The sequence below is a fragment of the Companilactobacillus suantsaicola genome (assembly GCF_004745525.1).
GTDB classification, from domain to species: Bacteria; Bacillota; Bacilli; order Lactobacillales; family Lactobacillaceae; genus Companilactobacillus; species Companilactobacillus suantsaicola.
Genome location: NZ_RKLY01000005.1, coordinates 42,491 through 62,656 on the forward strand (window position 1 = coordinate 42,491; position 20,166 = coordinate 62,656).

The 20,166-nt window shown below is 38.2% G+C and carries 16 protein-coding genes; 12 read left to right on the top strand and 4 right to left on the bottom strand.

The features are described from left to right. Positions 1 to 4: 4 nt before the first annotated feature. From EGT49_RS02875 to EGT49_RS02935, 12 genes are all read left to right on the top strand, one after another. On the top strand, positions 5 to 1,135 hold the full coding sequence (locus tag EGT49_RS02875) for an ATP-grasp domain-containing protein (protein ID WP_135371459.1): 1,131 nt from the start codon (positions 5 to 7) through the stop codon (positions 1,133 to 1,135). Between the two features lie 3 nt (positions 1,136 to 1,138). Continuing rightward, the gene (purB, locus tag EGT49_RS02880) at positions 1,139 to 2,434 is read left to right on the top strand and encodes an adenylosuccinate lyase (RefSeq protein WP_135371460.1); all 1,296 of its coding nucleotides are present in this window, start codon (positions 1,139 to 1,141) and stop codon (positions 2,432 to 2,434) included. A gap of 714 nt (positions 2,435 to 3,148) precedes the next feature. Beyond that, entirely contained in the window at positions 3,149 to 5,383 is a 2,235-nt protein-coding gene (gene pcrA / locus EGT49_RS02890; RefSeq protein WP_135371461.1) for a DNA helicase PcrA, read from the top strand. 15 nt (positions 5,384 to 5,398) lie between these two features. Continuing rightward, the gene (ligA, locus tag EGT49_RS02895; protein WP_135371462.1) at positions 5,399 to 7,414 is read left to right on the top strand and encodes an NAD-dependent DNA ligase LigA; all 2,016 of its coding nucleotides are present in this window, start codon (positions 5,399 to 5,401) and stop codon (positions 7,412 to 7,414) included. Positions 7,415 to 7,424: 10 nt separating this feature from the next. Next, on the top strand, positions 7,425 to 8,558 hold the full coding sequence (locus tag EGT49_RS02900; protein WP_167849732.1) for a CamS family sex pheromone protein: 1,134 nt from the start codon (positions 7,425 to 7,427) through the stop codon (positions 8,556 to 8,558). Between the two features lie 15 nt (positions 8,559 to 8,573). Further along, positions 8,574 to 8,873: an Asp-tRNA(Asn)/Glu-tRNA(Gln) amidotransferase subunit GatC gene (gene gatC, locus EGT49_RS02905; protein ID WP_135371464.1), complete on the top strand. Its 300-nt coding sequence runs from the start codon at positions 8,574 to 8,576 to the stop codon at positions 8,871 to 8,873. After that, on the top strand, positions 8,873 to 10,330 hold the full coding sequence (gene gatA, locus EGT49_RS02910; protein WP_135371465.1) for an Asp-tRNA(Asn)/Glu-tRNA(Gln) amidotransferase subunit GatA: 1,458 nt from the start codon (positions 8,873 to 8,875) through the stop codon (positions 10,328 to 10,330). Before gatC ends, gatA begins: the two co-directional genes overlap by 1 nt. After that, positions 10,330 to 11,760 (top strand): Asp-tRNA(Asn)/Glu-tRNA(Gln) amidotransferase subunit GatB, encoded by a 1,431-nt coding sequence (gatB, locus tag EGT49_RS02915; protein ID WP_135371466.1) that lies wholly within the window; start codon positions 10,330 to 10,332, stop codon positions 11,758 to 11,760. Before gatA ends, gatB begins: the two co-directional genes overlap by 1 nt. A gap of 12 nt (positions 11,761 to 11,772) precedes the next feature. Next, entirely contained in the window at positions 11,773 to 12,780 is a 1,008-nt protein-coding gene (locus tag EGT49_RS02920; RefSeq protein ID WP_135371467.1) for a diacylglycerol kinase, read from the top strand. A 60-nt stretch (positions 12,781 to 12,840) separates the two neighbouring features. Beyond that, the gene (gene rlmD / locus EGT49_RS02925) at positions 12,841 to 14,199 is read left to right on the top strand and encodes a 23S rRNA (uracil(1939)-C(5))-methyltransferase RlmD (RefSeq protein ID WP_135371468.1); all 1,359 of its coding nucleotides are present in this window, start codon (positions 12,841 to 12,843) and stop codon (positions 14,197 to 14,199) included. Between the two features lie 90 nt (positions 14,200 to 14,289). Continuing rightward, positions 14,290 to 14,475 (top strand): hypothetical protein, encoded by a 186-nt coding sequence (locus EGT49_RS02930; protein WP_135371469.1) that lies wholly within the window; start codon positions 14,290 to 14,292, stop codon positions 14,473 to 14,475. 95 nt (positions 14,476 to 14,570) lie between these two features. Continuing rightward, positions 14,571 to 14,795, top strand: coding sequence for a helix-turn-helix domain-containing protein (locus tag EGT49_RS02935; RefSeq protein ID WP_135371470.1), 225 nt, complete (start codon positions 14,571 to 14,573; stop codon positions 14,793 to 14,795). A gap of 425 nt (positions 14,796 to 15,220) precedes the next feature. Here EGT49_RS02935 and EGT49_RS02940 read toward each other — a convergent pair whose 3' ends face one another. The 4 genes from EGT49_RS02940 to EGT49_RS02955 form a co-directional block, all read right to left on the bottom strand. Beyond that, positions 15,221 to 15,958 carry a response regulator transcription factor gene (locus EGT49_RS02940; protein WP_135371471.1) on the bottom strand — a complete coding sequence of 246 codons (738 nt, stop codon included), beginning with the start codon at positions 15,956 to 15,958 and terminating at the stop codon, positions 15,221 to 15,223. After that, positions 15,959 to 17,173, bottom strand: coding sequence for a sensor histidine kinase (locus EGT49_RS02945; protein ID WP_167849733.1), 1,215 nt, complete (start codon positions 17,171 to 17,173; stop codon positions 15,959 to 15,961). Positions 17,174 to 17,928: 755 nt separating this feature from the next. Beyond that, positions 17,929 to 18,816: an alpha/beta hydrolase gene (locus tag EGT49_RS02950; RefSeq protein WP_135371473.1), complete on the bottom strand. Its 888-nt coding sequence runs from the start codon at positions 18,814 to 18,816 to the stop codon at positions 17,929 to 17,931. Beyond that, a complete protein-coding gene (locus EGT49_RS02955) occupies positions 18,816 to 20,135 on the bottom strand; it encodes a PTS transporter subunit EIIC (protein ID WP_135371474.1) in 1,320 nt (439 codons plus the stop codon). Before EGT49_RS02955 ends, EGT49_RS02950 begins: the two co-directional genes overlap by 1 nt. Positions 20,136 to 20,166: the final 31 nt, after the last annotated feature.

Below are 20,166 nucleotides of genomic sequence, written 5' to 3' on the forward strand. Positions count from 1 at the left end.
AGTTATGACTTTTATTGCGCCCGGTAAAACTTTAGGCATAATTGGTGGCGGCAGTGAAACTTATATTTTTGAATTAGAAGCTAAGAGAATGGGTTTTCGGACGATGCTCTTAACAGATGAAGAGAATGATATTGCAATTCAAGCTGCTGACAGTTATTTAGTCGGTGCATTAGAGGAAATAAAGAATCTAAGCGAATTGGGCCATAGAAGTGATCTTCTCTTATATATGGATGAAAATTTCGACAGTACCTTGTTGAAGGAACTGGCGAAAACTTTTAATGTTGCGCAGGGAGCCGACCTTTTGGGCATTGTGCAAGATCGATATATCGAGAGAACCTTCTTAAACGATTTGAAATTAAACGTTCCGCCATTCTTTTCCATTGTTACAGTTGATGATATTAAAAAAGCGATCGATGAAATTGGATTCCCTTGTATCTTGAAACCAATCACGCGAAATCAACAAGTCTTAAAACGTCATATTCTGTACAACGAAGAAGATGTGGAGCACGTTTATCAATTACTGAAAGATGGAACATACATTTTGGAAGCTTGGATTGAAACCAAGTCGGAATATTCTATCATGGTAAGTAAGGGTAAAGATGGGAAGATTCATACTTTCCCGATGATTCAAGAGATTTATGATGGCGAACATTTGATGAGTTCTTTCATTTATAAAAAGAATGATCCAGATGTTGAAGCCGAAATGCAAAGAGTTGCCTTGCTAGTGGCTGAAAATGTTAATTATGTAGGAATCTTCGGTATTGGTTTTATTTTGTCGGAGTCTGGCGTTTTGTACGTCAAAGGGATTTTTCCCGGAACTAACTATTCAGCTAACGTTTATCAAGAAGCAACAGGAGTTTCACAATTTGAATTACATATCAGAGCGATTTGTGATTGGCCAATTCCTGAAATTTTTCCAAGAACCAATGCCGCTACCTTGAAGATCATTGAAGGTAACTTGGCACAAAGTTTGGATCTACTTCAGGAAAAAGCTCAATGGAAATTTAACTATTACACAGGTTTTAAAGCTAAGAATCAAGCTGACAGGGATGTCGGTTATATCTCGATTTTTTCGGATGATTTAGAAGAATTAAAGAATGATATCTTAACAACTAATATTTGGAGAGTAGAATAATTCATGATTGATAGATATGTAACTGAACAGATGAAACCAATTTGGACTGATCAAAATAGATTTCAAGCTTGGCTAGAAGTAGAAATCGCCGCTGTTGAAGGCTGGAGTAAGTTGGGTGAAATCCCAGTCGAAGATGCTAAATTGATTGCTCAAAATGCGAAATTTGATGTCGCTGAGATTGCGGAAATTGAAAAACAAACTAAGCATGACGTGGTAGCTTTCACAAGAGACGTTTCACGTTACTTAGGACCAGAAAGAAAGTGGGTTCATTTCGGACTCACATCAACTGACGTAGTTGATACAGCTTATGGTTACTTGATGAAGCAAGCTAATGACATTATTCGTGAAGATCTTAATGAATTTCTCGAAGTAGTTAAAGAAAAAGCTTTGAAATATAAAGATACTCCAATGATTGGTAGAACTCACGGTGTTCACGCTGAACCAACTACTTTTGGTTTAGTTTTGGCCAACTGGTATTCAGAAATCAAACGTGATATCGAACGTTTCGACCATGCTGCTAAAGGTGTTGAAGCTGGTAAAATCAGTGGAGCTGTTGGTAGTTATGCGAATGTTCCAACCAGTGTTGAAAAGTTTGTCTGTGATAAATTAGGAATTCGTGCTCAAGAAATCTCAACACAAGTTCTCCCAAGAGATCTTCATGCCGAATACATTCAAACGATGGCTTTGATTGCCACATCAATCGAACGATTTGCTCTAGAAGTTCGTCATCTACAAAGAACTGAAGTAAGAGAAGCTGAAGAGTTCTTCGCTGCTGGACAAAAGGGATCAAGTGCCATGCCGCACAAGCGTAACCCGATCGGATCAGAAAATGTAACAGGTTTAGCACGTGTCATTCGCGGACATGCCTTCACAGCCTTAGAAGATGTGCCATTGTGGCATGAACGTGATATTTCACATTCTTCAGCTGAACGTGTCATCATTCCTGATACAACCGAATTATTAGATTACATCTTGAGAAGATTTACTAAGATCACAAAAGACTTAACAGTCTTCCCAGACAAGATGCTAGAAGATATGAACATCACACACGGTTTGATTTATTCTCAACGTGTCTTGTTGAAACTAGTTGAAGCAGGCTACTCACGTGAACAAGCTTATGACATTGTTCAACCAATGACAGCCAAAGCTTGGGATGAAAAGAAAGACTTCAGAACAATGCTCGAAAACGATAACCGAGTAACAGATAAATTATCAGACGCTGACCTTGACGATGCCTTTGATTATCACTGGCATCTAAGAAATGTTGACGAAATTTTCAAACGAGTAGGTTTGGAATAGTTTTGTTAATTGGTTAAGTATGCCGTCCTCCGCAACAAACTCGATTTTGGCTGGAACGATGTGGGCACAACTTGAAGCTTACGCAAAGTGCGCGCAATCTCCAAGCTTGGCCTTCTTGTAGGTGCTAAAGCACCAACAAGAATTTCACATCTGAGCCAAATCGAGTTTGTTGCTCCGGACTGGATTGTTGTTCTATCTTTTATTACTTTCTAATGTTTTAGGGATAGATGTTCTATTCAAAAAATTTATATGATTATAAAAAATGACAGTATCTATTTGGGAATTTCCTGAATAGATACTGTTTTTGATTTTTGTTGCTTTCTAATTTGAATGAATTTTTAAATAATATTCCCATTAGCACGACTGCTTTGAAATTAAATGGAATAAATAATAGAATCAGACTCTAGTCTGGAGCACAAGCCCTGTGATGGCTCAGCCGCCATATTTTCCTTATCGCTTTAGCGATTAGGAAAAGGCCAATCTTTGAGATTTTTCCGGGCTTGAAAAAGCTCAAAGTTGCGCCGGCAGCGTTCCAGTCCATCACAGGGCTTGTGCGGAAGACGGCATCCTACACTACACTAACTAAAATAAAAATAGAAACATATGTTCAATTTGCAACCATAGTTTTTCGCTCTTAACATAAAAATTTGCTACAATATAAACAGCTATTTTAAGAGCAACTAATTTTTTTACACAAAGATTTGAGGGAGTAGAATTTTGGATAATACATTATTAAAAGGTCTTAATCCAGAGCAACAAGATGCCGTTAAAGCAACACAGGGACCATTGTTGATCATGGCTGGTGCCGGTTCTGGTAAGACACGAGTTTTGACACATCGTGTGGCTTATTTGATTGAAGAAGAAAATGTTATGCCTTGGCATGTTTTAGCGATTACTTTTACGAATAAGGCCGCCAAAGAAATGAAGGAAAGAATCGGTAAGTTGCTAGATGAATCAGCTAGTGACGTTTGGGTTTCAACTTTCCACTCTCTTTGTGTAAGAATTTTAAGAAGAGATATCGACAAGATGGGCAAGCCTAAGACATTTACGATTGCGGACCCTAGTGAACAAAGAACTTTGATGAAACAAATTTTAACGAAAATGAACTTGGATCCTAAGCGTTACGACCCTCGTGCATTGTTGGGTACAATCAGCAATGCTAAGAATGAATTGTTGACACCGGAACGTTATGCACAAGTGGCCGCTAGTCCTTATGAACAAACGGTAGCTAGTGTTTATGATGCATATGCCAAAGAGATGGATCGTAACAACTCACTAGATTTTGACGATTTGATTATGACTACTAGTCAATTGTTTGATGAAAATCCTGATGTTTTGGAAAAGTATCAAGAAAAATTCCAATACATTCACGTTGATGAATATCAAGATACTAATGAAGCTCAGTACAAGTTAGTTAAGCAGCTTGGTGGCAAGTATCGTAACGTCTGTGTTGTTGGTGATGCTGATCAAAGTATTTATGGCTGGCGTGGTGCTAATATTCAAAACATCATGAATTTTGAAAAAGATTATCCTGAAGCTACGACAATTAAATTGGAACAAAATTATCGTTCAACTAAGACTATTTTGAAAGCTGCTAACGAAGTTATTAACCACAATTCCAACCGCAAGCCTAAGGAGTTATGGACGGATAATGCTGATGGCGAGAAGATCAAATTCTACCGTGGGCAAAATGAATCTGATGAAGCTTTGTTCGTCGTCGACCAAATCAAAAATTTACTGTTACAAGGCTTTAACTATGGCGATTTTGCGGTTCTTTATCGGACTAACGCTCAATCACGTACGTTTGAAGAGAAACTTATGCAAGCTAATATGCCATATAAGATTATCGGTGGGCATAAGTTCTATGATCGAAAAGAAATTAAGGATGTTTTAGGTTACTTACGTTTGGTTGCTAATCATGATGATTCGATGAGTTTTCAACGAGTTATTAACAGCCCTAAACGTGGTATCGGACCTGGTACGATTGAAAAACTTCAAAATTACGCTGATGAACACGGTTGGTCACTACTTGAAGCAGCCGAAAACATTGAATTGTCACCACTTGGTGCTAAACCGAGAAAAACAATTGGTCATTTCGCTAAGGTGATCGACGACTTAACTAAATTGTCAGAAACTGAATCGATGACGGTCTTGATGAATCACTTATTGGAAGATTCAGGTTATGTTGATGATTTGAAGCAACAAAATAATTTGGAATCACAGGCTCGAATTGAAAATATTGAAGAACTTTTAACAGTTACGACTCAATTTGATCAAGCCTATGAGCCAGATCCAGAAGTTGATGAAACTCGTTTGACGACTTTCTTGACTGAACTATCATTAGTTAGTGATCAAGATGATATTGAAGAAGAACAAACTGAAGTTACCTTAATGACCTTGCATGCCGCTAAGGGACTAGAGTTCCCAGTAGTATTTTTGGTTGGTATGGAAGAAGGTATTTTCCCATTAGGCCGTTCACTTCTAAAAGAAGACGATCTAGAAGAGGAACGTCGTTTGGCTTATGTTGGTATTACTCGAGCCGAAAAACGTTTGTACTTAACTAATGCCTTTAGCAGAACGCTTTATGGACGGACGCAAAACAATCCAACTTCTCGTTTCGTTGAAGAAATCAATGATGACGCCTTGGAACCAGTTAATACGAACGCTGGTAACCTTGGTAGCAGAAACGAATCCTTCAAACAACGTCGTCGTCGGGCTGCAACGAGTGCAACATTTACTTCACCAACCTTGAAAGCTAAAGGAGCTCAAGGTGCGGAAAAACTTCATTGGAATGTGGGCGATAAAGTCGATCACAAGAAATGGGGTCGTGGAACGGTCGTCAAAGTCAATGGTGACGGCAAGAATGCTGAACTGGATATTGCTTTTGACAGTCAGGGTATTAAACGATTATTAGCAGAATATGCACCAATTAAAAAAGTAACTGATTAATTTAGAGGTGAGAGCATGGCTGAAATAACTAAAGCACAAGCTAGTCAAGAATTAGATAAAATTCGTCCCCAATTAAATAGTTGGCGTGAAGCTTATTACACAAAAGATGCTCCCGTAGTTGAAGATAATGTTTATGACAAACTTTATAATCGACTTTTAGATTTGGAAAAAATGTATCCGGAATTAGTTACGCCAGATTCACCGTCACAACAAGTCGGGGATGTCACGCTACCTGATTTCAACAAGGTAACTCACGACATTCCGATGCTGTCGATGGGGGATGTCTTCTCTGAAGCCGAACTGGCTGAATTTAATGATCGAATTGAAAAAAATGTTGGTCATGTTGTTGATTATAATGTTGAATTAAAAATTGATGGATTATCACTTTCATTAATTTATGAAAATGGTATCTTAGTACAAGGTTCAACTCGTGGTAATGGAACGATTGGTGAAAATGTGACTGAGAATGTAAAAACTATCAAGGACATTCCTCAGAAATTGAGCCGACCATTAACGTTTGAGGTTCGTGGCGAATGTTTCATGTCAAAAAAAGAATTCTTACGCCTGAACCAGGAACGTGAAGCTCAAGGACAACAAGTTTTTGCTAATCCAAGAAATGCTGCTGCCGGAAGTTTACGGCAATTAGATCCTAAAATTACGGCTTCACGAAAGCTAGATACGTTCATGTATACGATTGTTACGTTTGATGATTTAAATGTAACTACGCAACATGAAGCCCTTGAAACACTTCAAGAATTAGGCTTTAACGTTAATCCAACTGCTCAAGTTACTACTGGATTAGATGGAGTCAAAGACTTTATCGAACATTACGGTGAAGTTCGTGATGACCTGGATTATGGAATCGATGGAGTAGTTTTGAAGGTCAATGATTTGGCCACGCAACAAAGTTTGGGTAATACGGTTAAAGTACCACGTTGGGAAATTGCTTATAAGTTTCCACCTGAACAAGCTGAATCAATTGTCCATGACATCAGTTGGACGATTGGTCGAACTGGCGTGTTGACGCCAACGGCAGTGATGGATCCAGTCAGTTTGGCAGGTACGACTGTTTCTAGAGCGACGCTACACAATGTTGATATGATCAAACAAAAGGACATCAGAATTGGTGATACTGTCTTGTTACACAAAGCGGGCGATATTATTCCTGAAGTGTCACAAGTAGTTTTGAGTAAACGTCCTGAAGATTCACAACCAGCGGAAATTCCCACGCATTGTCCATACTGTGGTTCAGAATTAATTCACTTGGAAGATGAAGTGGCATTGCGTTGTATCAATCCTAAGTGTCCGGCTCAAGTTAAGGAACAATTGACACACTTTGCTTCTAGAAATGCGATGAACATTGATGGATTAGGACCAAAAATCGTTGAGCAACTTTACAGTAAAGAATTGATTCAAGATGTCGCGGATCTTTATAAGTTAACGGCAGATGATTTAGCCACTTTAGATGGCTTTAAAGAAAAATCAATTAACAATTTATTAACTGCAATTGATAATTCTAAGAGTAATTCAGTGGAAAGATTGTTATTTGGTTTAGGGATTCGTCACGTTGGTGCAAAAGTAGCGAGAATCTTAGCTGAGCATTTTGGTGATTTAGATAGTATAATGAATGCTTCAGCTGAAGAAATCCTTGCGATTAACACAATGGGTGAAATCATTGCTGACAGTATTGCTACATATTTTGAAAATAGTGATGTTAAAAAGTTAATAAATGAATTAAAATCAGTTAATGTCAATATGAATTTTTTGGGTAGTTCTAATTCTAATGAAACAAATAGCCATTTTACTGATAAAATAATTGTTATAACCGGAACACTAAAAAGTTATAAACGTTCTCAATTGACTGAATTATTGGAAAATCTTGGTGCGAAAGTAACTAGTTCGGTTACTAAGAAGACTGATATTTTGATTGCTGGTGAAAAAGCTGGAAGTAAATTAACCAAGGCTCAGCAGTTGGGAACTCAGATTATTGATGAAGCAACATTGTCGGATTATTTGGGCAATGAAGAGTAGGAGATCAGTTTTGAAAAAATTCTTAAAAACTACATCGTTATTACTGATGTGTTCGTTGCTGTTGACTGCCTGTGGAAACTTGCAAAATTCTAGTTTGTCATCAGGTGGTGGCGACACGAACAAAACAAGTGTCCAAACGACTAGTTCGTCTGATTCAAGTAGTTATGATGTTTTATTAAGTGGCGGTAAGTACAAGACAAGTCCAATTTCTGGGCTCACAGCTGCTGACAATACTAATCAATTTAATAGTAGAAGTTTTGAAAGTGGCTTAATGAGTCTGTCGAAAAAACAATTTTCAACCAACAATTATGTTTTCCAAGAAGGACAAGTTTTGACTGCTAGTAAGGTAGTAGATTGGCTTGGTAGGAAGTCTAAGTCCAATCCAACTGGTTTAAATCCTAAGGACAATGGTTCTAAGGATGAAAACAAGCGTGCACCAATGTATTTCCAACAAATGCTGGAAGAAGATTATTTGACTAAGCAAGATGGAAAATACAAGTTGGCAGGGATGTCGATCGGTATTGCGATGAACAAGATCGATTACTATCAAAAGAAGCAGTATGGCGCAACTTATAAGACTTCTATCAGTACGGCAGAACAAAAGGAACAAGGCGAAAGAATTGCCAAAGAAGTAGTTAAAAGACTTCGGGCTAATAAGGAAGTTGGAAATATTCCAATTGTCGTAGCCTTGTATTCGGTTGCTCCACAAGATACTTTAGTTGGTGGAACTTATTTCCAATACTCCATCAGCAAGAGTGATAGTCTAGGTAGCTGGAAAGATTTGAATTATCGTAATCAAATGTTACCAACTGTTAATGGTGAAAATGCCATTAACAGTAGTGATGCTGATGCCTTTGCCAACTTTAAAGATCACATTCAAAATTACTTCCCTAACTTGTCCGGGGTAACAGCTCAAGCTAAGTATGACGGTGATACTTTGAAGTCATTGGATATTACGATCAATACGCAATTTGATGGTTTGGCACAGGTTACAAGTTTTACACAATTCGTACAACAGAGTGCTTCGAAGTACTTGCCTTCAGGAGCAGATTTGGATATCAGTATTCAAACTGTCGATGAGCAGCAAGCCTTTGTGACACGTTCGAATGGTAAATTCACTTCACACGTTTATGATGCAGATTAAAAAAGGAGAAACTAAATGATTTCAAAAGATGAAATTTTACACGTTGCTAAATTAGCTAACTTAAAACTTCAAGATGATGAAGTAGATGATTTTGTCAGTCAATTAGGCAAAATTGTTAATATGGAAGATAATTTGGCAAGTGTTGACACAACTGGCGTAGAGCCAACTTACAATATGGGTGACACACAAACCGTCTTTCGTGAAGATAAGGGAATTCATACTCAAACTAGAGAACAAATGTTGGAAAATGTTCCCGAAACTGACAACAACCTTATTAAAGTACCTACAATTGTTGACAAGGAGGACGATGAATAGTGGATTACATGAAGGAAACAATCGATTCGTTGCATAAGAAATTATCCGACAAAGAATTGACTGCAGAAGAACTAACTAAGCAAACTTTGACTGAAATCAATGCCAAAGAAGACAAACTTAATACTTTTATCACCGTTAATGACAAAGCTGTTGACGATGCTAAGAAAATTGACGCTGACGGTATTAAGGGACCATTGTCTGGTATTCCTATCGCTATTAAGGATAATATCGTGACAAATGGTATCAAGACTACTGCTGCAAGTAAGATCTTGTACAATTTCATGCCTGTATACAACGCTACAGTTATGGATAAATTGGATAAAGCCGGTGCAATCGATATCGGTAAAACCAACCTTGATGAATTTGCTATGGGTTCATCCACAGAAACTTCTCACTTTGGAACATCTGTTAATCCTTGGGACTTCAGTCGTGTTCCTGGTGGTTCATCTGGTGGTTCTGCTGCCGCTGTTGCCAGTGGTCAAGTAGTTGCCGCTTTAGGTACTGATACTGGTGGTTCAATCAGACAACCAGCTGCTTTTAATGGTATTTTCGGAATCAAACCAACTTACGGTCGTGTTTCTCGTTGGGGCGTTATTGCCTTTGCATCAAGTCTTGACCAAGTTGGTGTCATGACAAAACGTGTTGAAGATTCAGCTTCTGTTTTATCAGTTATCGCTGGTCACGATGATCATGATGCTACTAGCTCAGAAAAAGAAGTTCCTGACTACCGTGCTAATTTGAACAAAGACATGACAGGGGTAAAGATTGCTGTTCCTAAGGAATTCTGGCAAGAAGGTACCCATCAAGATGTCTTAGATAACATCAATAAAGCATTAGAGTCATACAAAAAAATGGGAGCAACGGTTGAAGAAGTCAGCCTACCAACTTTGAAGCATGCGGTTGAAGTTTACTATGTCTTGGCATCTAGTGAAGCTTCATCTAACTTGCAAAGATATGATGGTGTTCGTTATGGATATCGTGCAAAAGATGTTAAGAACATCAATGACTTGTTCGTTAACTCTCGTTCAGAAGGCTTTGGTTCAGAAGTAAAACGTCGTATTATGTTAGGTACTTTCGCTTTGTCTGCCGGTGCTTATGATGCTTACTTCAAGAAAGCTGCTGAAGTTAGAACTATCTTTATTAAAGAAATGACAAATGTCCTAAAGGATTATGATTTAATTATGGGACCATCAACTACAACACCTGCTTTCAAGATTGGTGAAAAAGTTGACGATCCATTGGCAATGTACATGAACGATATTTTGACAATTCCTGCTAACTTAGCTGGTCTTCCAGCCGCTTCAGTTCCAGCTGGACTTGCTGAAGGATTACCAGTTGGCCTTCAAATTATCGGTAAGCCATTTGCTGAACAAAGTGTCTTGAATGCTGCTTTTGCATTACAAGAAGAAAATAAATTTTATGAACAAATACCAACTGCACTAAAGGGGGAAGACTAATGAATTTTGAAACAACTATCGGACTGGAAGTCCACGTTGAATTAAAGACTAATTCAAAGATGTATAGTCCATCACCCGTTGCTTATGGTGCTGAATCTAATATTAATACCAACGTAATTGATTTTGGTTTCCCAGGTACATTACCAACAGTTAACAAGAATGCTTATCGTCTTGGTATCATGGTTGGCTTAGCTTTGAATGCTAACATTGAAAACCATACTCATTTTGATCGTAAAAATTACTTCTATCCAGATAATCCCAAGGCTTATCAAATTACTCAACAAGACAAGCCATTAGGGCATGATGGTTATATTGAAATTGAAGTTGATGGTCAAAAGAAGAAAATTGGTATCGAAGAACTTCACGTCGAAGAAGATGCTGGTAAGAATACTCACGGTAACAATGGTTATTCCTATGTCGATTTGAACCGTCAAGGTACACCATTAATTGAAATTGTTTCAAAGCCTGATATGCATTCACCAGAAGAAGCTTACCAATATCTTGAAAATCTTCGTAAGATTATCCAGTTTACTGGTGCATCTGATGTTAAGATGGAAGAAGGATCAATGCGTGTCGATACTAATATTTCGATTCGCCCAGTTGGTTCAGATACTTATGGTACAAAAGTTGAGTTGAAGAACTTGAACTCTTTCAACCACGTTAGATTAGGTCTAGCTTATGAAGAACAAAGACAAGCCGCTATTTTAAAGAGTGGTGGTACAATTGGCCAAGAAACAAGACGTTTTGATGAAAAGACTGGCGAAACATTCTTAATGCGTGTTAAGTCTGGTGCAGATGATTATCGTTACTTCCCAGAACCTGATTTACCAGATTACGACATTGCTCCAGCTTGGATCGAAGAAATCAAAGCTAGCTTGCCAGAATCAGCTGCTAAAAGACGTGCTCGTTACATCAACGAATTGGGTATTCCTGAATACGATGCTGGTGTCTTGACTGATACTAAGGAAATGTCAGACTTCTTTGATGAAGCTGTATCTTATGATGCTAATCCAAAACTAGTTTCTAACTGGTTGATGGGTGAAGTTAACGGATACTTGAATGAAAAGAAGATTGGTCTTTTAGATACTGAGTTGACACCAGAACACTTGGCTAAGATGATCAATTTGATTTCTAACGGAACTATTTCTTCGAAGATTGCTAAAAAGGTCTTCAAAGAAACAATTACTAATGGTACTGAACCAGAAAAATGGGTTAAGGATAAAGGACTTGTACAAGAGTCTGATCCAGCAGTATTGAAACCAATGATTTTAGAAATTCTCGATAATAATCAACAATCAATCGATGACTTTAAGAATGGTAAAGATCGTGCTGTTGGTTTCTTGGTTGGTCAAATCATGAAACAAACACACGGACAAGCTAATCCAAAGGTTGTTAATAAGATTTTGATGGAAGAGTTAAAGAGTCGTTAGTGAGGGAAAGATATGCGTGCTAGACTTATTTATAATCCAACTTCAGGTCATGAGACTATGAACAGTAATGTTGGAGACATTTTGAATATTATTGAAAAAGCTGGTTATGAGGCTAGTGCTTACCGAACTACACCTAAAAAAAACTCAGCTAAAAATGAAGCTAGAAGAGTAGCTAAGGAAGGCTTTGATTTAATCGTTGCTGCCGGAGGAGACGGTACGATCAACGAGGTCGTCAATGGGATTGCTGACCTTGAAAATCGTCCAGAAATGGCTATTATCCCAGCTGGGACGACCAACGATTACGCTCGTGCGTTGAAAATACCAAGAGATGACGTTGTCGAAGCTGCTAAAGTTATTTTGAAGGGCCAAAAGTTGCCGGTTGATATTGGCCAAGCAGGCTCTAAATACTTTATCAACATTGCCGGTGGTGGCTCAATGACGGAATTAACTTATGAAGTTCCCTCAGCCTACAAGTCCATTTTGGGCTATCTAGCTTATTTAGTTAAAGGTGCTGAAATGTTGCCTCGGGTTAGTCCAATCGATATGCACATCGAATATGACGAGGGTGTCTTTGACGGCAAAGCCACGATGTTCTTGATTGGTTTAACGAATTCAATCGGTGGAATGGAGCAAATTGCTCCTGATTCGGTCATTGGTGATGGGACATTTTCATTGATTATCGTTAAAGAAACTAATTTAAGAGATTTAGTACATTTGATTGCCTTAGTTTTAAACGGTGGACGTCACGTTAATAATCCAAAAGTTATTTATACGAAGACGAAACGAATCTCCGTTCACGCCAACGATGAGAACCGCTTGATGGTTAATCTCGATGGTGAATACGGTGGGGATGCTCCAATGGAATTTATCAATTTACATAAGCATTTGAACATCTATGCAAATGTAGATTCAATTCCACTCAAGGCCATTAGTAGTTCAACTCTCAGTGAAAAAGACGCTGGAGAAAAGATTATCGAAGAAGAACGCAATCTAGATAATAAAAATAAAGATAAGAAATAAAAAAAGAAATTGGAAGTGGATCAGTTTTGGACACTTCTTTTTTCTGTGTAAAGAGGAAAAATGCAAAAACCTAATTTAAAGAAGAACCAAAAAATTGAACTGACAATTGAAGACTTGTCTTATGAAGGTAAGGGTGTCGCCAAAGTTGATGACTTTACTTTGTTTGTCGACAACGCTTTGCCTGGTGAAGTAGTTAATGCGGTTATTACTCGTATTAACAAAAACTTTGGCTTTGCGAGAACTTTGGACGTCATTAAAGAGTCTCCTGACCGTGTTCACGACATCGATGCAATCTATGCTCAAACTGGAATTGCTCCTTTGAGTCATTTGAAGTACGACAAGCAACTTGAATTCAAACGTAATCAAGTCGTTGTCGATTTCAATAAGATCGGTTTAAAAGATGTCGTTGTAAACGAAACTTTAGGGATGGAATCACCATTCAATTATCGTAACAAGGCCCAAGTTCCGGTTAGACAGATCAATGGTAAATTGACAACTGGCTTTTATCGTCGTCGCTCACATGACCTCGTACCAATGGAAAACTTCTTGATTCAAGATCCAAAGATTGATGAAGAGATCATCAAGGTTCGTGACATCTTGAGAAAATATAAAGTCCGTGGCTTTGATGAAGAAAATCAAAAAGGCCAAATCAGAACTATCATGGTTCGTCGCGCCTACTTTACTGGTGAAATGATGGTTGTTTTGGTTTCTAGAACCCGTGACATTTCTCATTACAAAGACATCACTAACGAAATCATGGACAATCCTGATGTGAAGTCATTGTATTTGAACGTCAACTCGAAGAATACTAACGTGATTTTCGGTCAAGAAATGACCTTGTTGGCTGGTAAGAAGTACATTGATGATAAGATTTTGGGACATACTTATCGAATTTCACCAAGATCTTTCTATCAAGTTAACCCAGTTCAAACACAAAACTTGTACAAGATGGCCATTGATAAAGCTGAATTGACGGGCAAAGAAGAAGTAGTCGATGCGTATTCTGGTATCGGTACGATTGGTTTGTCGTTGGCTGATAAAGCTAAACATGTCACTGGAATTGAAGTTATCGAAGATGCCGTTAAGGATGCTGACCAAAATGCCAAACTAAACGGTATCGAAAATGCTGACTTTGTTGTTGGTAAAACTGAAGACGTTCTAGATGAATGGGCTAAGAACAACATGTCAGTTGATGTCTTGATGGTCGACCCACCACGTAAAGGATTGGCTAATTCATTGATCGATTCATTGAAGAATATCCAACCTAAGAAAATTGTCTACATCAGTTGTAACCCAGCAACTTTGGCACGTGATTTGTCATTGTTAAGTGATACATACGAGATTGGCGACGTAACACCAGTTGATATGTTCCCAATGACTAACCATATTGAAAGTGTTGTTGCTTTAACATTGAAATAAATAATAATTAAAAGCCTTCTAAGCTAATCAAAAACTTGGAAGGCTTTTTATATGCTAAAATAATGGAAAATAGATAATTAAGGTGATTGAATGAATCTAATCATGGGTCTGGGTGCCTTAGCTTTGGGAGTCTGGCAAGTGTTTGTTTCGAAGCAATATTTTGATAATATGCGTCATCAATCGGCTCCGATGGTCTTTTCGATTATTGCAGTAGTATTTAGTATGTTATTTGCGGCTTTTTTGATCGTATTTGGTTTCTTAAAAATTTTTGGTTAACGTTAATCGGCAAATTTGTTACGTTCATAGAAGTTTATGGTTCATTTATTAATTCTGAAATATAATGTTTCCATAACTAGGAATTGAGGGATCTTATGAGAGAGTCATTAAATCGTGAGAAGACTATTTTAGGTAATAATTTACGTGAATGCCGTAAGCAATGTAAGTTGTCGGAACGTGAAGTTTCGAAGATGCTGCATGTTGATATTACAACGATATCTAAATATGAGCACAGTACTCGTACTCCCGATATTTATACAATAATTCGCTTTGCCGATGTCTATGGAGTCAGTTTGGATGCGCTCGTTGGTCGGAATTAAAATGAAGAGAGTTTGGGACATAACTATTTTTTACTCCTAAACTTGCAGCATAAACGAGGAACATGACATTGTAATTTCTTCTTAAAAAAATAGCACCGGGTAATCAAAGAGTGATTATCCGGTGCTATTTGATTTAATATTTGAATGACCTTTTTATGTCCTGCTCTCTAGTTGAAACGAGTTACACAAGAGCAACCCCCTCCGAGATAACAAAATTTCAAGAATCACTCGCAAAGTGCGACGAGCAGTTCCTGAAATTACGTTATCCTCCGGGAGCTGACCGCTCTTGTTCCACTCTCTAGTTGAAACGAGTTACACAAGCCAGACTCAGCCATATAGCTACATTCCCCAAATCACACACAAGCCCGGTGTGCAATTCGTGAAATTAGGCTATCTGTCTGAGTCTAAGCGGCTTGTTCCACTCTCTACTTATGATTGAATCTTTTGATCAACTCTTTATTCTTTCTAAAAGAAACTTCACAGCTTGAACCATCGATGAAGGTCAATTGTCTGGTTTTGCTATCAAAGCTAGTAGCGTTGTCTAAATTGACTAGGAAACTACGATTACAGCGAAATAAATTAGGATAATCTTGTTCAAAGGTATTGAGTGATCCATTGAATTCGGCTAACTGATTTTTAGTAATAATAAATATGCGACCGGGGATTTCTTTTTTAGTGTAGAGCATGATCAAATCATCCATCAAAATTGAGAAGTAGCGGCTGCCGATTTTATAGTCGAGGAGATTCTTTGAGCAGTGACTGTAAGATTGCAGTTTTTCCTGAACACTTTGAATATCGTCAGTGATGCGCTGCTTGATATTTTCAAAACCTTTGTCTTTTAAAATGTAATCTGTCGGGGCAATTTTTCTTTCCAGTGTTGTGAGTGATAGCTCACCGTGAGTCGTGATGAAGATAATTTGTGCTAGCGGAACTTCTTGACGAATTTTTTCCGCCAAATTTAAACCGGCTAGTTTATCTTCATTGATTTCCATATCTAAAAAATACAATCCTAACTGAGCGGGATGTTGCAAGAATTCCTCAGTATTAGAAGCTACACAAGTTAATTGCATGTCCGCATCATTGATGACGATGCCGTTTTGTATATATTTCGCAAATTTTTCACGCTGCAGCGGGTTGTCTTCTAGTAGGTAGACTGGGTACATTTACTCACCTCCAACGATAATTAAAGTCATCAGCAAATGGCCTTTGACGATTTTACTGTCTAAAAAGAGATTATTCGTTTGACTGATTAATTTTCGAACGTTACTGAGACCAAAACCAGTATGATCTTGTTTAGTTGTGTAACCACTTTGGAATATTTCATTGAGATTCAGTTTTTTCTCCAAGGGGTTATCAATCGTGATTTCGGTAGTTTGTTCAGTTTGATTGATAGCACAAGTAACTTCGCGATTTTTGGTAACGTGTTCGAGAGCATTGTCGATCAAAATCCCCAAAATTCGAACTACTACGATATCGACGTTGAAATGATAGTGCGCTTGGGTCAGTTCCAAATTGAAGTCGATCTGTTTGCTTTTAGCGATGAAAAATTTCTGAATCAACAGTCCGCGAATCAGATCGTTGTCAATTGCGCTGACTTGGGCAATATTGCCTTTATTGACGAGTGACATTTCATCATCAGGAACAATGTCCTGGTAATAATCCTTGAGTTCCTGGGAATCGCTTTGGTCGACTAGCGGTTTGATAGCCAGCATGATATTTTGAAAATCATGTTTAAACTTACGCAGCTCGGTGTATTGTTGCTGCACACTAGTTAAATATTCGTTGAGTTGCTTGTTGTAAGCTAGTTTTTCGCGTGCCTCGTTTTGAATCGCCATCGTGTGAACGAAGAAAACTAGTTGGTAATAAGCCACAATTAAAAGGATGGAAAAAATCAGAATAAGACTAGCTTGAATGGTAGCTGTCACGGCTTGGAGATCACTGATCAATAAAATGACCAAAAATGAAACGAGTACGCTGAAGGTTAAAGTAAGTACTCGCTTACCCAAATGGTATTTTTCAATTTGAAGCCAAAGTTCGGCGGTTGAATGGCGGAATCGTTGAGCAACTAAAACAAAAACCACTAGGTACAGTAAGTTGATCAACAATGAGGCAGTAATAAAATATTCTTGATAAATTTCTAGTAGTCGCAATTGCCAACGATTATTTGCAACAAAAAAGATGATCCGAGCGGTATAAGTTGCTAGACAAAAGAAGACCAATACGATATTGGAAGCCATGACTAAGGAAATCGATTTTTGCATGTCGTGGTGATAGACCAAAAGAAGTAGGCCAATAAAGAAGAGAATGAAAATATCGTCCAAAAATAAACCGATATAACCAAAGACCAAAGCTAAGGCTATACCGATTAATATTTTCAAAGGATTGAATTCTCTAATAAAGTAATTTTTTAGTTGTAAAATTGCGAACAACAAGCAGAAGTTTGCAATCAAGTTTAATTGCCAGTCTATATATACCATAAGCCAATTGTATTTAAAATTTTGTCTTAATACAAGGTGTTTTTGCTTGTGGGGTGTAGTATGCCGTCCTCTGCAACAAACTCGATTTTGGCTGGAACGTACTGGGCACGACTTGAAACTACCGCAAAGTGCGCGGCATTTCCAAGCTCGGCCTTTCACGTAAGCGCTAAAGCGCTAAGTGAAATTTCAGTACTGAGCCAAATCGAGTTTGTTGCTCCGGACTGAATAACGGGTCTATGTTTTATATGCTTTCCGTTTATTTAGGAATAATAGTTCTATTCAAAATGGTATTATTACTAACCTAATAGTATGGATTCGATTCTATTTGAAATAAAAGAAACAAAATTTAAAGCAACTAAAAAATAGCATCTATTCTTCGATAGTACGTAATTGATATTAATTAATCATACGTATATTGAAAATAGGTGCTATTTCTATTTTTTAAATTGTTTGGGATATATGATAGAAAACACTATTTAGTCTGGAGCAACGGCTCTGGGAAATGCTCAGCTGTGAAATTCCACTTAGCGCTTTAGCGCTTATGTGGAAGGCCGAGCTTGGAGATTACGCGTACTTTGCGTAAGCTTCAAGTCGTGCCCACAGCGTTCCAGCGTTTCCCAGAGCCGTTGCGGAAGACGGCATTAGGACGGTAACAGTTAGTTATTTGCTATTGCGCTTTGTTTGCTGTCGGGTGAATCTGGATTGGTTACGCCGTTGCCAATGATGTACTGGTGGAAAATGTTGATAAATTGGTTGCTGGCAATCATGTCGGAGTGTTGTGCTTTACTGCCGGTCAAGGTTACTAGTGTATAGTGTTTGATTTGGCCTTCGTAAATGTACTTTCCGGCATCAACGCTGCCTAGTGGGACGATGCCGTCGTCGGTGTAAAGTTGGGTTCCGGCGATGGAATAGTAGGTTAGATTCTTAGGAATCTTGTCTCTAGCTTTGATTAGGTCATTGAGCATTTGGGTACGATTTGAACTGTTCTTTTCTTCGAAATTGTATGGTGTACCGACGGTTAGCAATTGGTTGAGGGTCATGGTTGAATCGTCAAAATACTTTTCCAAGAAGATGGTCCAAATTAGACCGCCATTTGAGTGTCCGAAGGCATTAAAAGTATTGAAACGGTATCGTTTCTTAATGGCGTTGAAGGCGATATTGAACCATTGAACTTGTTTTTGAATGTTGGAATAGCCATCTTTATTGTTGTCAAAACCTACAACGATAAATGGTTGAGTATCATTAGCTCTGATTTTGCCGGTATAGGAGATGGAATCGTCTAAGTGAACGGTCATCTTTAATAGGCTATGATGTTCACCGTATTTACTGTTGATAGTTTTAACTAGATTGTCGAATCGATTGGCAGAAGCACTCGAACCCGGAATCATGATGATTGGTGTCATGGGTGAATTGTATCTGCCTGCTAAAGTAGTAACATTTTTTTTCGTCCAAATGTAAGAAGGAATACCGAGCAGGATGAAAAATAGCGCCATTGCCACTAAGTATTTGAAATTTTTGTTTTTTCTTAAGGTTCTGGAACGCATTAATGTTCACCTTCTTCAGAGGTTAAGTCATCTAATTGTTTAACTTTGATGGCCATTTTGACAAAAGGTATGTAGATCAAAGTTGAAATTACGATTGCCAAAATTGAGAATCCTAAGGCTTGCCAGCTGCCGTTTGTTCCAACGAAAGCAGTTAGTGGTCCAGGAGTTCCAACGGGCACAGGATAGACGCTAGGGGGCATTAAATGCAATTGAATTGCTAAGGCTGCCATTAACATGTTGGCTAAAGGAGCTAGGATGAAAGGAATTAAGAAAATGACATTAAATAAGATTGGAATTCCCGTCATCAGGCCGCTACTAATATTGAAAAGACTAGGGATGATCGACCAGCGAGCAACAGTTTGATAGTCCTTGTCCTGAGAAATGATCAAGATAGCGATAATCAAACCTAGCACTGCACCAGTCCCACCAAAGGTCGCAAATGCATGGTACAAAGATGAACTAGTGAAAGGATTGGGGGCATTCCAAGCAGTGTGGTGATCCAAAGCGTAATTGAGATTGATAGTTGACAGTTTATCCATTTTTTCCACACCGAGAGATGAGTAAGTACCCGACCACCCAAGAAAAGACATCACTAAAGTGTAGACGGAGAAAATCAAAGTCTTGCTGATCTGACCGAGATTACTCTTGGATGAATACTCGGAAGCCACGGCGTTGATGAAGTTTCCCGGGGCTTCGGCGTAGTAGGTGATGTTGATCAGGGTACTCAACACGATTGCCACCAGTAATGAGATAACGATTGGACGAACCGAGATGAATGAACGTTGCCAAATATTTTGCTCACTTTCACTGATAGGAATAGGCCGACTAGCTTTTTTGAAGATCCAACCGATGAAAATACCGGAGATCATCGCAAACAGAAGTCCTCGTAAACCCAAAATTTGCGGGTGGAATGAGAATGGCTGTAGTTTAGAATAGCTGTAATCGACAATTAGGTAAAAACTGATGCCAGTGACACCTGCTAATTGGTCATCACGCTTGAAGTGTTTGGCGGTATATTTGGCGGCTCCAAAAATTGCCATCACGGAAATGAATCCTAGTGACAAATTGTAAAGTCCGGCACAGATATTTTCAATTTGGCGATTCAAAAAGTCGTTATTGATGGTTGGGAAAACATCAGTTAAGAATCCCTCTTTACCAATGACGACTGTCTGAATTATCCGTATGAAACTGCCAAAGAGTGCAAATGGAAAAACCAAAAGTAAGGTCTTTTGAATAATGCGATAAATCAATAGTTTTTGAAATTTAAGTGCTAAATGAATCAAATTTTTTTCAAACTTATTTTGAAAATCAATGTTCATAAGAATTCACCTTTTTAGTCTATTGGACTCT